General features: G+C 37.7%; 10 protein-coding genes. 1 reads left to right on the top strand and 9 read right to left on the bottom strand.

Annotation, left to right across the window (positions count from 1 at the left end; genetic code table 11):
• Window position 1 precedes the first annotated feature (1 nt).
• The 4 genes from ACK2WI_RS01260 to ACK2WI_RS01245 form a co-directional block, all read right to left on the bottom strand.
• Window positions 2-1,645: a hypothetical protein gene (locus tag ACK2WI_RS01260; protein ID WP_409149430.1), complete on the bottom strand. Its 1,644-nt coding sequence runs from the start codon at window positions 1,643-1,645 to the stop codon at window positions 2-4.
• Between the two features lie 49 nt (window positions 1,646-1,694).
• Complete coding sequence (locus tag ACK2WI_RS01255) at window positions 1,695-3,422, bottom strand: IPT/TIG domain-containing protein (protein WP_409149428.1); 1,728 nt, start codon at window positions 3,420-3,422, stop codon at window positions 1,695-1,697.
• A gap of 9 nt (window positions 3,423-3,431) precedes the next feature.
• Window positions 3,432-5,108, bottom strand: a complete 1,677-nt coding sequence (locus ACK2WI_RS01250; protein WP_409149426.1) for a hypothetical protein — start codon at window positions 5,106-5,108, stop codon at window positions 3,432-3,434.
• Between the two features lie 1,284 nt (window positions 5,109-6,392).
• Window positions 6,393-6,626 carry a hypothetical protein gene (locus ACK2WI_RS01245; protein ID WP_409149424.1) on the bottom strand — a complete coding sequence of 78 codons (234 nt, stop codon included), beginning with the start codon at window positions 6,624-6,626 and terminating at the stop codon, window positions 6,393-6,395.
• A gap of 134 nt (window positions 6,627-6,760) precedes the next feature.
• Here ACK2WI_RS01245 and ACK2WI_RS01240 point away from each other — a divergent pair, with 134 nt between their 5' ends.
• Window positions 6,761-6,952, top strand: a complete 192-nt coding sequence (locus ACK2WI_RS01240) for a CsbD family protein (RefSeq protein ID WP_093097249.1) — start codon at window positions 6,761-6,763, stop codon at window positions 6,950-6,952.
• A 214-nt stretch (window positions 6,953-7,166) separates the two neighbouring features.
• Here ACK2WI_RS01240 and arsC read toward each other — a convergent pair whose 3' ends face one another.
• From arsC to ACK2WI_RS01215, 5 genes are all read right to left on the bottom strand, one after another.
• Window positions 7,167-7,514, bottom strand: coding sequence for an arsenate reductase (glutaredoxin) (arsC, locus tag ACK2WI_RS01235; protein ID WP_409149421.1), 348 nt, complete (start codon window positions 7,512-7,514; stop codon window positions 7,167-7,169).
• Between the two features lie 1,013 nt (window positions 7,515-8,527).
• Window positions 8,528-9,667 carry a catalase family protein gene (locus ACK2WI_RS01230; protein ID WP_409149419.1) on the bottom strand — a complete coding sequence of 380 codons (1,140 nt, stop codon included), beginning with the start codon at window positions 9,665-9,667 and terminating at the stop codon, window positions 8,528-8,530.
• 39 nt (window positions 9,668-9,706) lie between these two features.
• Window positions 9,707-11,059 (bottom strand): Dyp-type peroxidase, encoded by a 1,353-nt coding sequence (locus tag ACK2WI_RS01225; RefSeq protein ID WP_409149417.1) that lies wholly within the window; start codon window positions 11,057-11,059, stop codon window positions 9,707-9,709.
• Between the two features lie 3 nt (window positions 11,060-11,062).
• The gene (locus ACK2WI_RS01220; RefSeq protein WP_093097237.1) at window positions 11,063-11,614 is read right to left on the bottom strand and encodes a hypothetical protein; all 552 of its coding nucleotides are present in this window, start codon (window positions 11,612-11,614) and stop codon (window positions 11,063-11,065) included.
• A gap of 166 nt (window positions 11,615-11,780) precedes the next feature.
• Window positions 11,781-12,782 (bottom strand): aldo/keto reductase, encoded by a 1,002-nt coding sequence (locus tag ACK2WI_RS01215; RefSeq protein ID WP_409149415.1) that lies wholly within the window; start codon window positions 12,780-12,782, stop codon window positions 11,781-11,783.

The following is a 12,782-nucleotide window of genomic DNA, read 5'->3' as shown; positions in this document are numbered from 1 at the left end:
TTTACAATATTTCTATTACTTGGTTACTTAGAATACTTTCTGAGGAGTTATTACCATTGAGATAAATCTTATATTTCCCTGGCAAAAGCATTAATGGCATTTTCACTTTTAATTCCTCATTAGAGGTCCTTTCAGTAACTACAGCGTAGTTTTCAAAGAATATATAATCGACTTTTTCTAAACCTCTGCCTTTAAGGATCAAAACATCTCCAGGATTGACCTGCTTTGCACTTAAGCTCGTAATGATGGGGTTGAGCAACTTTAATCGAAATGATTTTTGGGTCTGATCATTAATTGCTTTGCCATTATACATTAATTTTACCTCATAGTTATTCCCAATCAGGAAGGGAACCTTATAAATGATTTCTGAATTGGACTCCGCAATTGCTGAAGTTTGGAAGAAGTCATTAAAGGTTACTGAATATTCCATTCCTTTAATGAAGTTTCCATTAATCTGCAACTCTTCATTTGGATAGATTTCACTTGGTGAAATAGAGGAAATATTAAAAGGAAGTAGCTCTAATTGCTGATTTAAAGTCACATTAAATAATGATGATTGTAAACTTACAGTATGTTTTCCATAAGGAAGGTCTTGGACGGAAATGCTAAGATAGGATGGATAACTCATATAGTATCCAAACTCCTTAGATCCTATCTTAACTTTTTGGAGAGTATTTCCGAAATATTTATTAAACTCTATTCCAAAAATATCAACTGATTGATCTGGATGAATCTGAACTGGACCTAAAGATAAATCTTCAGGTTTTGGAGCTATAAGCTGAAGAGGTTCTGGAAAATCAGTTACTTTAACACCATCATCTATTGACCATTTTAGACTAGATTGATTAATTGGTCCAAATTCTCCTATGGTTATTCCATAGTAATAGGGCAATTTTTTGCCATTGATGATGATATTTAAACTACTCTTCTGATATGGAAGCGCATCTCCAGTAATGGGAAGGGCTTGGTTATAGTAAATCTCATAGCTTTTCGGTGGATGGATACGAGCTATGATCTTCATTTTTCCTATTGTCCTTGAAAAATAGTTGTTCCCATTTGGATCTTTTCTATTTAAAATAATGTCTATAACATCATCATGATTAACCATTTGGATTGGCGCCAAGATCTTAATGGATTTTTTATCCTTTGCGACTTCAAAGGGCAGTTTTCCCAATTCCTTGCCAGCTAAGGTAATATAGCTGTCTTTATCCATTTGGCTAAAATCTCCTTCCAAACTCATATAGGTTCCTGCGACAGCCTTTGTCTCTTTTTCGGGATCTGTTTTGATCTGATCCACCATAAACTCAACTTGATTCCCTTTATAAAATGCTTTGTTGGTTCGCACATAAAAGCAATACGCATATTTTTTGCCGATTACAAATGGATTGCTGGCGGTGTAAGTATATTCTTTTTTACCTTCTTTAGTAGAAGGCTTATCTATTTTGATTTCTTTCGGGTTCGTAGGATCGAGGTCCAGATCATAGAGCACAAAACCTATTTCTTGGATAGGCTCCGAATTGAGCTTTTTGATTTCACCAACCATTTTGATCTGATTGCTAGCCAGGATAGTGACCACATCCGTACTCAAACTAATTGCCGATTCCGTATTTGGATCTATTACAGAAGTTTTGGAACATGCTGTCATTAGACTCAAGAATAATCCCAAGATAATGACAGGCTTTTTGGAGTAAAACCTAATAATATTCAAAATAATCTGTGCTTTGATAGAGATCGGTTCCTATAGAAAAGCCAACTTTCATTTTTCCTTTTCCCGGAAGTCTAGGAATTGAAAAGCTAACCTTATTGTTGTTGATTTTTATGGCATTGATCATTTGATCTCCTAGAAATACGGTGCCTACTAAGCCTATGCCTTTGCCTTCTACCGTTAGGATATCGCCCGTAGTGCCTTTGTTAGGATAAAATTTGTCAAATGTATATCCCAGGGATTTATAGTTAATAACCTGTTCGGTTTTATAAAACACAGCTGTAGGTGTGTAATAACCAATTTGAAAAGTATCTTCAGGCTTAAAATATAAGTTTAGCACAAAGTTTAAAACCCCTTCTTGGGCATTGGCCATCCCTACTTGAAAATCGTTCTTATCAACCATGAAGTACTGCATACCATCAATAAAATTGCCTTTCAGCGTCAATGTATCACCTGCATAACCAGTCACTGAGGTTGGGGAGGTAATCTTTAACTTTTCTACCTTAACTTTCTTTGGGGATAGATAACTATGGAATCGATTAAAGACCTTCAGCTCATAATCGCCATCGACTAAATCGCCTGGGGAAACGGTCAGCAATCCCGTGCGATAATCATAGCCCACATTTGCTTCTTGGCCCCCCACTGTGCCACTTACTTCAGACCAAAAGAATCGTGAAAGTTCAATTGCATCATACTGGATGTAGGAAAAAGGATGTACCCTAGGGAAATTCGATTTCAGTACTAGATCTTTTGCCGGTTGGACTAAGGAAAAGGGCTCTGGAAAATAAACAGAATCTTTTCCGTTCATATAGCCTATTTTGAAAGTTCCTTCGGAAAAATCTGGCAAATCATGGAACCTTAATCCTTTTTGATAAGGGAATTTTTTTCCATTGATCAAAATGTACAAATTCGGTATGGTATAGTAACTATCTGCAAGGTTGGCAACCGAAAAATCCAGGAAGTCGGAATAGTCATAATCCTTTTTGGTGAATTTTAGCCGAGAGAAATAACTGATCTTTGCTAGGTTAAGTTCAAATCTTCTTGGATTCTCATTTTTTCTAACTAAACTCACTTGAACCTGGTCCGAATTATAAACATCACTGCTGGCCCTAAGGATAAAACTGATTGATTTTTTATCAGGACTCACCGTAAAGGGAAGACTGAAAATCTCCATAGCTCCGCGGACCGCTAACCTATAATGGTCCGCGAGTCCTTCAAAATTTCCATTTATTTTGATGGTATCTGATCCATAGGAGAATTTCTCTTCTGCAACGGCATTTAGATTCCCTAACATGAACTCATAGGGGTTGCTTTTGTAAAAATTCTTCTCTGTGCGCACATACAAGAGGTAGGAATAAGAAACTCCTTGCTCAAAGATCTTTTTTGGTTTGAAAAGCGCGGTAATTTCTCCAGTTTTTGTGGTCTTTCCAAGACTAATGGTCTCCTCCGGCATTTTTTCCCCATCCTGATTACTGAATTGTACGATGAAGCCATGATCCAAAATGGCTTCATCACCAGGAGTTTCGATCTTTCCTGTAAGTTTAACCTCATTTAAGCTAAGGTTTGAAAATCCAGTAGTATAGATGATATATTCTTTATTTCCCTTTTCAACCTCTGGGTTACCAGAAGATTTCGAGCAGCCTGCGCAGAAGGACAGACCCACGGAAATCAAGCTTAAGTAAAGAAATGTCCTTAAATCCTTTTGTGTCATATTCATTGTCATGGCTTATTTAAACTCAAATGTTTGGTCCACGGTCAACCATTTGTTTTTATGGAAAACCGCAATTTTGTACTTTCCGGGAAGGGTAACCATGTAAGGATAGAAACTGACCTGGTTTAAACCGACTTCATCAGCAGGCATCCATTTACCATCAAAGAAGATCATCCCTCGGCTTATCCCTTCACCATATAAGGTGATCTTGGTATTATAATTTCCCGTTGAGGGACTAAAATGGGAATAGGTAATGGGACCATATTGCACTGAAAATGAAACATCTACCAGCGTTTCCTTTTTAAGGATATCGTCATAATATCCCACCTTTTTGATCTCAAATTTGTCAGCTAAACTCTCATCCAAGTATACATTGATACTGCCATTGGCTGCAGGAGAACTCGGAGACATACCAATATTGCTGTAAATCCGATAGGTCTTGCCATCGATAAAGTTCCCGGTAATGGTGACATAGTTTGTCGATACTAATTCTTTAGGAGAAAATGATCCCACGTTTAGTTTTCTGATCGTGATTTTGTCGGTAGGAGCATAGGTAAAATAGTCACTGACGAATTTTAATCCAAAATTGCCTTCCGGGATGTCGCTGACCGTCAACCAATCCTCTCCATTCCAATTTGCTGTTGCGATGGCGGGATAGTTGCCAAGGGTTATTTTGGACTTTTCTAATGGCATTTTCTGGTTCAGACCATATACACTAAGACGTAGCGATGAATTTGGATGGGTCACTTTTTCTCTAAAGAATACATCATTAACATTTGGGGGATCTAACTTTAATGGAGTTGGAAAATAGACCGTATCGATTCCGTCATAATAACCAAATTTGAAACTATTGCCCTTTAGGTTCTTGACTAGGTCTGAGACATACGACTGTGTACCTGTTTTTAAACTAAAGGAATTAGAGCCTACTATAATCTCGAATGGTTTTTTACTATCATATTTGAAACCTAAAGCACCAAAGGTTATCATTTCCCTATAATTTACCATGAAGTTATCTAATGGCAACAATTTAGCTAAGACATTGACGCGCCCTAGATAAATAGGCATAGTGTTGTTTTTTACTAAAGTGAAAATTGGTTCATCACCGTGGTTGAAGCGTCCGTCAATGGTAAATCTCAGGGTTTTCTTATCTGTACTTATCTCATATGCTATAGGGTCAAGGGTCAAACCTAATACATAATAAGAATCATCAATCTTAGAAAAATCACCATTGATACTGATTACATCACCTTGATGGACACTTCGTTCAGCAAAAGGTTCTAGTTTTACAGGGACATAACGGAAAGTTACCCCTCCTGATAGATATTCCAGTTTATCCGTTTTGATATAGTATTTGGCTGTGTAGTTAACACCTGTTTTAGGGATGTTGGCATACAATAGCTCATTGGTTCCAATTTGGATCTTTTTGTCAATTTTTAAGCGTATGGGAAGGCCCGGATTAAAGGGATCTTGCTCTTGTAATAAAAAACCATGTTCAATGATTTTTTCCTCATTGAGGTGCAAAACCCTACCCATGAACTTCATTCCAGAAACACCTTGGCTTTCAGGGACAATGGCTTCTAGTTTAATTGGTTTTACTTGCTGGCTTATCGAATTTTGAGACGTAGGATCTGAGTCCTTTTTGCACGCCATCAGTAAGCCCAGCAAAATAGCTAGATAGTAGATTTTTTTCATATTTCGGTTAACTCCAACAAAAGTAATTAAATTGAATTACTTATTTGTTAGTCGTAAACAATAGTTGATAGATTTATTTTTAAGTCTAATTTAAAGTTCAGGTAGCTATTTGAATTTTACCTGTCGGGGGGGGTATTAGGTGGTCTAAAAGGAAGGTTTTTTGAGTTAGGGAGAGGGGGAAGTTTCTGATGTTTATCGGTCTATTGCCAATCCAACCCCCAAAGGGGTAATACAGCTTACTAAATCTTTGCTAAAATAATTTCACCCCTTCAGGGTGATAAGGGTAATATTTTTTTAACACCTTGGAAAACCCCATTAGGGGTTTAATTATTTTAGAAAATGATAGAATTGAAGGATTACCCCTTTAGGGGTTCAATCTGGATTCCGATAGTTTATTGACCTAATACCAATCCAACCCCCTAGAGGGGTAATACAGCTTACTAAATCTTTGCTAAAATAATTTCACCCCTTCAGGGTGATAAGGGTAATATTTTTTTAACACCTTGGAAAACCCATTAAGGGTTTAATTATTTTAGAAAATGATAGAATTGAAGGATTACCCCTTTAGGGGTTCAATCTGGATTCCGATAGTTTATTGACCTAATACCAATTCAACCCCTAAAGGGGTAAAACAGCTTACTAAATCTTTGCTAAAATAATTTCACCCCTTCAGGGTGATAAGGGTAATATTTTTTTAACACCTTGGAAAACCCCATTAAGGGTTTAATTATTTTAGAAAATGATAGAATTGAAGGATTACCCCTTTAGGGGTTCAATCTGGATTCCGATAGTTTATTGACCTAATACCAATCCAACCCCCTAAAGGGGTAATACAGCTGAAAAATCTTTGCTAAAATAATTTCACCCTTACAGGGTGATATGTGCACTATAAGTTTTAATGTTGGAAATCAGATATTATCAATTATAGTTCATTCCCAAATCTTGGTCAATCCTCTAATCCTTTCCATCCTGGTTCAAATGCCGTTGGGCAATCCCGTACCCTGAGCGGAATCTCGTCCTGGATCGATAACCGTCGAACCCAAATCTATTTAAAGAAGAATGAACTATTTCCTTTCTCGCCTGTTCACTCTATGAATACTACCGATAAATAAGCTCGCAAAGGCATTTTGAAGAAATAGTATGGACAGCTTACCTTAAGGCAGAAATAGGTAAAATGTCTAAATAATAGACAGCTCCGAAATTTTTTTGGAGCTGTTTTTTTAATAAAAAAATGCAGACGTTAAACCTGCATTTCTAAGAAAAACTAATTAAAATTTCTTTTTGTTAAACAAATACCCCAAAACTTTTTTGGACCAATTGTGCCAATTTATCCACTGAAATACTAGGCCCAGGGTCTTCGGTACTTGTCCATTCACGTGTGGCGGGGTTATAGGACAGGATATAATTGATATTATCGTCCTCAACCACATTGAATGAATGGGTCTTAGGATCATAATTCACGCTGAAATGAATCTCGTGTCCTTGATGATGATATTCAAATGTTCTGTTTAAATCCATGTAATAAAAACAAAATAAAAGTCAATTGGTTTTTGCAATATTAATATTGATTTGATAAAAAATCAAACTATTTAGGTTTACCATTGTTCCTATTATACACACATATTTATTAATTCACTTAAAATTAAAAGCAAATGGATTCATTAGATTTAAAAGGAAGATGGAATATTTTAAAAGGAAAAGTAAAGCAACAATATGCAGATCTAACGGATGACGATTTATTGTATGTTGAAGGTAAAGAAGACGAACTTTATGGTAAACTTCAGAAGAAAACGGGAAAAACTCGTGAAGAAGTTCAAACCTGGTTAAGAGATTTGGATAAATAAAATCCAAAACTCCTATAAAATAAAATGCCCAGCCATACGGTTGGGCATTTTTCATTCTATCCTAATTGTATGTATTTATGCAAAGGAGTTAATGTGATGTTGTTATTAACAAAATTAAAGGAATAATAAATTCCTTGAAATACCAGTTTTTAGGTAATTATCATAGCTGTATAATAGACTGTCAAAGAGAAATACAAAACTAAGCTATAGGTTCTTAATTGTTCAAGAGCTCAATAATCTTTTCAATAGGTCTGCCGATTGCGGCTTTACCATCCTTTACTACAATGGGTCTTTCAATCAAGACTGGATTTTCAAGCATAATGTCAATCCATTCCTCATCTGATAGGTTTTTGTCTTTGTAGTTTTCCTTAAATAAAGTTTCATTCTTACGGATCAGTTCCAAGGGTTTCATCTGAAGCATTTTTAGGATTTCTTTTAATTCACTCTTAGTGGGTACTACTTTCAGATATTCTTGGACTTCAATTTCTTCATTATTAACCTTCAAAAGGTTTAAGGCAGCTCTACTTTTGCTGCACATATTATTGTGGTATATCTTGATCATGGTTTTTAAATAATTCTTTGATGTATTTATCAGAAACAAAGTTAATTCATAAGGTTGGTAAACCATAAATCGAATAGATTCTTCGTTACTTTTGGAGCCCAAAAGTAACCAAAACCGACGAAGGAGCTCACGGATACCAAAAACAACTCGAATCCGTAACGCTTCGGCCCATTTAAGGTGGCTTTTCGCACGATCATCCGCACATGGATAGAATGCCTTGTTGTCGGGAATATCTTTTAATAGATCATCCTTTTAATGAGATGATCTATTAAAAGAATTCCAAGGCCAATCCCATGGCTCAGGGCATCGGCATTCTATCCATTTTTCAGCCAAGGAAATGAGCCGAAGGTTAAAGGACTTCCTTCGGAAGGATGGTGTTTGTTTAAATTAGGAAACCCCTGGAAGGGGTGACATCTTTGTAGAAAATATGGGTGTTTGTAATGGCGAACCCACAGCGTGGGTGAAATATTTATAGAATAATGAATTGTAATAACGGATAACCCCTAGCGGGGGTGAAATATTTTTCTATACCCTTATCGTGTCACCCTGAAAGCTTGCCCGAAGAGTCTCGGAACGATCCATTCTTCATTTGAAATGGTTTCCTCATCTTACGATTTCGAAATGGACTTTGTTCCTTAAAAAAAACAAAAAATAGATTCTTCGCTGCGCTCTGAATCCCTCTTTGGGACACTTCTAATTCTGAACGATTAGTGAAGAATCTGTACGTAAATGTCCCACACGTTCTTGTCATCGTCCATCGAAGATGGATGACCTGTTCGCTTATTTAAATTTTTGATATTCAAATATTTGTCTTGTATAGTTCCGAGATCCTTCCGATGTCAGGATGACAGCAAGGGGGAAAGAAGATTAAGGAAAGTTCGCCAATGCAATCTTTAATATTTTAATTGATTAGGTATGTGAAATCCCGAGATCATTCCTTTTATAGGAGAACAATTCATTTCCAAACAAATCAAAAAATATCGCGATAAACCAATTTATCGCGATCTTAATATCTACAAATTATAAAAGCTTGGGTCAAATGCTTCTTTTAAATTTTTGGGTTCTACCTTTTTCTTATGATTGAGGGCATGTCGACTCGTCGATGAAGTGACATAGGCCTGTTGTCTGGTCCGTTGCAAATTTCCGATTGGACTATTTGCCTCAATCGTTCTGAAAGGGGTGAAGGACAGGTTTTCCATGATCTCAAAGTTTCCATCTTTAGGGACTTCCTGTTGAAATATCGTAATTTTGGCTACTGTTTGAAATGGAGAAAGCTCCTGGTCCCATTCCACTGTCAAATCATTGATCGGCAGTTTGTCTAGGTCATTACAGAGTTGTACCTGCAGTTCAAATGTCAGGTCGTTTTTAGCAATCTCCTTAATAATGGAAGCGCGATATGGCCAATCTTCTGATTCAATATTGACTTCTTTCTCTTGGATTTTTTGTTTGGTTTCCGATGTAGGTATCACCCGAATCTTTGCCATATAATCACCATGCCGGACCGCACCCATACTATAGAATTCATAGAGAAAACTATTGATGGCAGGGATCTTTTCAAAGGTTTTTAGAGCATTCAATTCCTTGAGCGCTTCCCAATTTGGAAAAGCCTTTTTATTTTCTGTTGCCCATAATGCTGCAAATTCCAGTTTCCCTAAGGCCCCTTTTTCAAAGAAATCAGTCAGCTTTAGGAATAATTTGGAGATAAAGACATAATGTTCTGCTGTATTGCAGAAGAATACTGGATTATTGATCAGATTATAATCCATATTAGGGGAATCCGCCTCATTGGGTGCCAATTTTTTTCCTGGAATATCAAAAACCTTAATCGCCATGCCTTGGGCATTGCCACTTAATTTATCGGGTAAAACCCTAGAGGATCCATTGGAAAATCGGATTACAGCTTCATGTTTTCCGGCCTGCGCATATACACCCTGCGACAGTTCGGGGGGTAAATTCCCCATGATTTCAAACTCCGCTTTTAAGGCTGCATAGCCATTGGCATGTGCATCTCGGGTATAATGGTTGATATTGCTGAGTTGCTTGGTTTCCTGGATGTAGTTTTGGATATCTTTATTGATGGTAGCCATATATTCTTCGAAATTCTCTGGGATTTCCTCCAAATCAGGGCTGTATTTTATATACTCCTTGTTCATGTTCTATAGTTTAGCGTTTATTGAATTCAGTGTGATGTTTTATGCCAATTCGCTGATCCATTTCAAAGCAGAAAGGCTAGGGATAAAACAATACTCGCCGCCTTTTACAATATTGTAAGTTTGGAGATTATGGTATCGTTTGACCATGGGGTCAGCAGGAACGGTAAATAAGCCATCTTTTTGGACAGAGATCAGAGGATCCGTTTCGGTTCCCAAGTTTTGGGAATTCCCGTCATTGACCCATTGGCCTTGTAAGAATTCCATGGTCCCCATTGCATCGGCACTGATGGCAAGAAAATATTGGCCACGTTCCTTGCCATCATTCTTGGTGACTTCCGGTGGAACTATATCCCCAAAAGTGACACTCTTACGGATGATACGGTGCAAGCGAACATCTTCCATAACGAAGTTTTTAGAATCCCTTGGATTCATCCTGCGTATATGGGAAGAGAAAGGACATTTCTTTCCATATTCATCATGCTTGAATGAAAAGTCATTGTTCTTATGCATGTTCGCACCCAATTCCTTATCATCCTCTTCAGGACTCAATACCAAAGGAGCACCACTTCGCCAACGGCCAACCGTTTTTGCTGCCAATAATTCGCCTTCCTCAGGACTATTGCTGTTTTCTTTGATAAACTTATTGAACTCTGCAACTTGGCTTTGGTATTTTCGTACAGCCAAGAAAGAACCGTTCTTTCCCAAAACTTCGGGTTGAGGGAAAGGGGCTACTACACCGGCTTCGCCAGGGTATCCTAAAATAAATTCACCTGCTTTGATTGGACGATCGTAGCTTGCGGGTAACTCAATCCCGCTGCCTTCAATCTCAGGATTGCTGATGCCATCTCTAAACCCGAATACATTTTTGACCTCTTCTGTCGCTCCAAAATCATGTTGAAACAAGATCTCAATACCAGATTTGCCCTCCAGCTCCTTTCTAAACTCTTGCAATAATGCTTGCCATGACTCCTTCGAATCTGCTATTACAGCTGCCGCGACATGGATCTCCTGCTTAAATGCCTTTTCCCAATGCTTGGGATCATTGACATCAATGTCCTTTAAAAACTTGGCTCGAGCAGCCATACCTTCCTTAAAGGATACAGGGAAAGAGTCCAAAGATTCCTTAGGCAAACCCAAAGCTTCCAACCCTTTGTAGGTAAAGGTTAAAAATACAGTCGCACCTTCGTTTTTATCCCAATCTTGGGCAGAATGGACCAAAGGTAAAACGGCTCTGACCAATTCTTTACCAGCCTCTGCAGACTTGATTCGGATGGCCGCCGTGGTGCCATAGTAGGGGATAGGACGACTCCTCAGAATCATGGATTGGATATCGTCCAATTCTATTTCAACCTTATTCGGGTTGAAAATCCTTTTTAATATCTCAAATGCCATATCTTAACTCTTATTTGCCTCATCAATCACCTTATTCAATCCAGATACGATCTTATCTTGCCTACGGATGTCGTTGACCGTTAAATGTGGTACACCGACATACCAACCGGTTGCCGTAATCTGATGGTCAATGATAAATTGTTTAACACTTGGATCCTTGATCCCAGGCCATCCTTCTACATTACCAAAGATGATATCCATCAATTCCGGGATTTTGGTTGCAAAATCATCGATATAAGCATCCCAATCACCATCATAGGCGGTACAGAACAGTATTTTGCTGTCATTATCCAACAGGACGATCCGTAGGTCATGTAAGGTACCTACGCGTGTTGCTCCTCCAAGATTACCATCGGCAATCTCCATGATTTTCTTTAATCGCTCTCCACCTCCAGGTTTTAAATCTGCAATAGCTGTCAGTTCAGACACACGGCCAGAACGAAGACCTTTTTTTCCCGCAGACTCAATCGAATGGTCATAACCATCGTTTGCTGCTTCCTTGAAATTGGCAATAATCAGGTCCTTCTTTAGTTTCAAATCTTCTAACATACTCATCGTTTAATCATTTAAATTTTAAAACTCTGTTTCTTATACTCTTAAAAAACAGGCTGCTTTATTAAATGTTTTAAGAAAGATAGATGAGTTGAGCTAATCAATTTGTTGTTTAAACTCATAAATTTAACCAGGAAAAGAACCACAAATTGCTGACTTATTAACAGGATTAAGGTCGGGAATCCATTGAAATCAAATCCCTGAGTTTAGCAATATCTTCATCCCTTCGATTTCCAAAAATTGGAATCTTTGAGATTTCATCATCCAATAATTTAAATTCTTCATCAGTGAAGGATATTTCAGATCCAGCAAAATTTTCTTTGATCATGTTCAATTTCTTAGCACCAGGAATGGCTACCATATTCTGGTTTTTTTGCAACATCCAAGCTAGAGAAATCTGTGCTGGGGTCGCTGCTTTTTTACTGGCAAAGCTGTTTAATAAATTTAGAAGTGGTTCATTTGCAAGCATGTTTTTCTCTTCATATCGATTGATTACCCTTCTGGCATCAAAACCTTCAAATGTACTCTTGGAAGTGATTTTTCCAGATAAAAAACCTCCAGCGAGTGGTGAAAAAGCAACAAATCCAATTTTTAATTCATTGCAAAGCGGGATGATTTCTTTTTCAAACTGCCTTGCCATCATCGAATATTCGCTTTGGATACAGGTTAATGGAGTAATCCTGTGGGCTTTGATGATTTCATGAGGTTGGGGCTGTGATTGTCCCCAACCCATGATTTTTCCTTCATCAATAAACTTACCCATGATTTCTGCAACCCATTCCACGGGAATATCCTTATTGACGCGGTGCTGGTAATAGATGTCCAGGTATTCAGTCTGCAATCGTGAGAGCGAATTTTCCAATCTTGTTCTAAGCTCCTTTTCTAGGTTGGCTTTACTCTTGTTTTCCCAAGGTTCTTGGATCATGAACTTAGTGGCCAAAATAATCTCTTTCCGATTGCTCCTTAAGGCTTCGCCAATCATTTCTTCATTTTGCCCATTAGCATAGATTTCCGCGGTATCAAAGTGTCTGTAACCTGTATCGTATGCTTCCTTCAACATTTTGATGGCATCTGAGGGTGAAGGAGCTTGACCATAACCCATACTTAATCCCATAGCTCCAAATCCAATTGGAGGTACGGTTAATTTTCCGAATTTTCTTTCTTTCATCAT

Source organism: Sphingobacterium sp. BS-2 (assembly GCF_046161205.1).
Lineage (GTDB): Bacteria > Bacteroidota > Bacteroidia > Sphingobacteriales > Sphingobacteriaceae > Sphingobacterium > Sphingobacterium mizutaii.
Note: the sequence above shows the minus strand (reverse complement) of the source record. Positions and strands in the feature narration are given on the sequence as shown.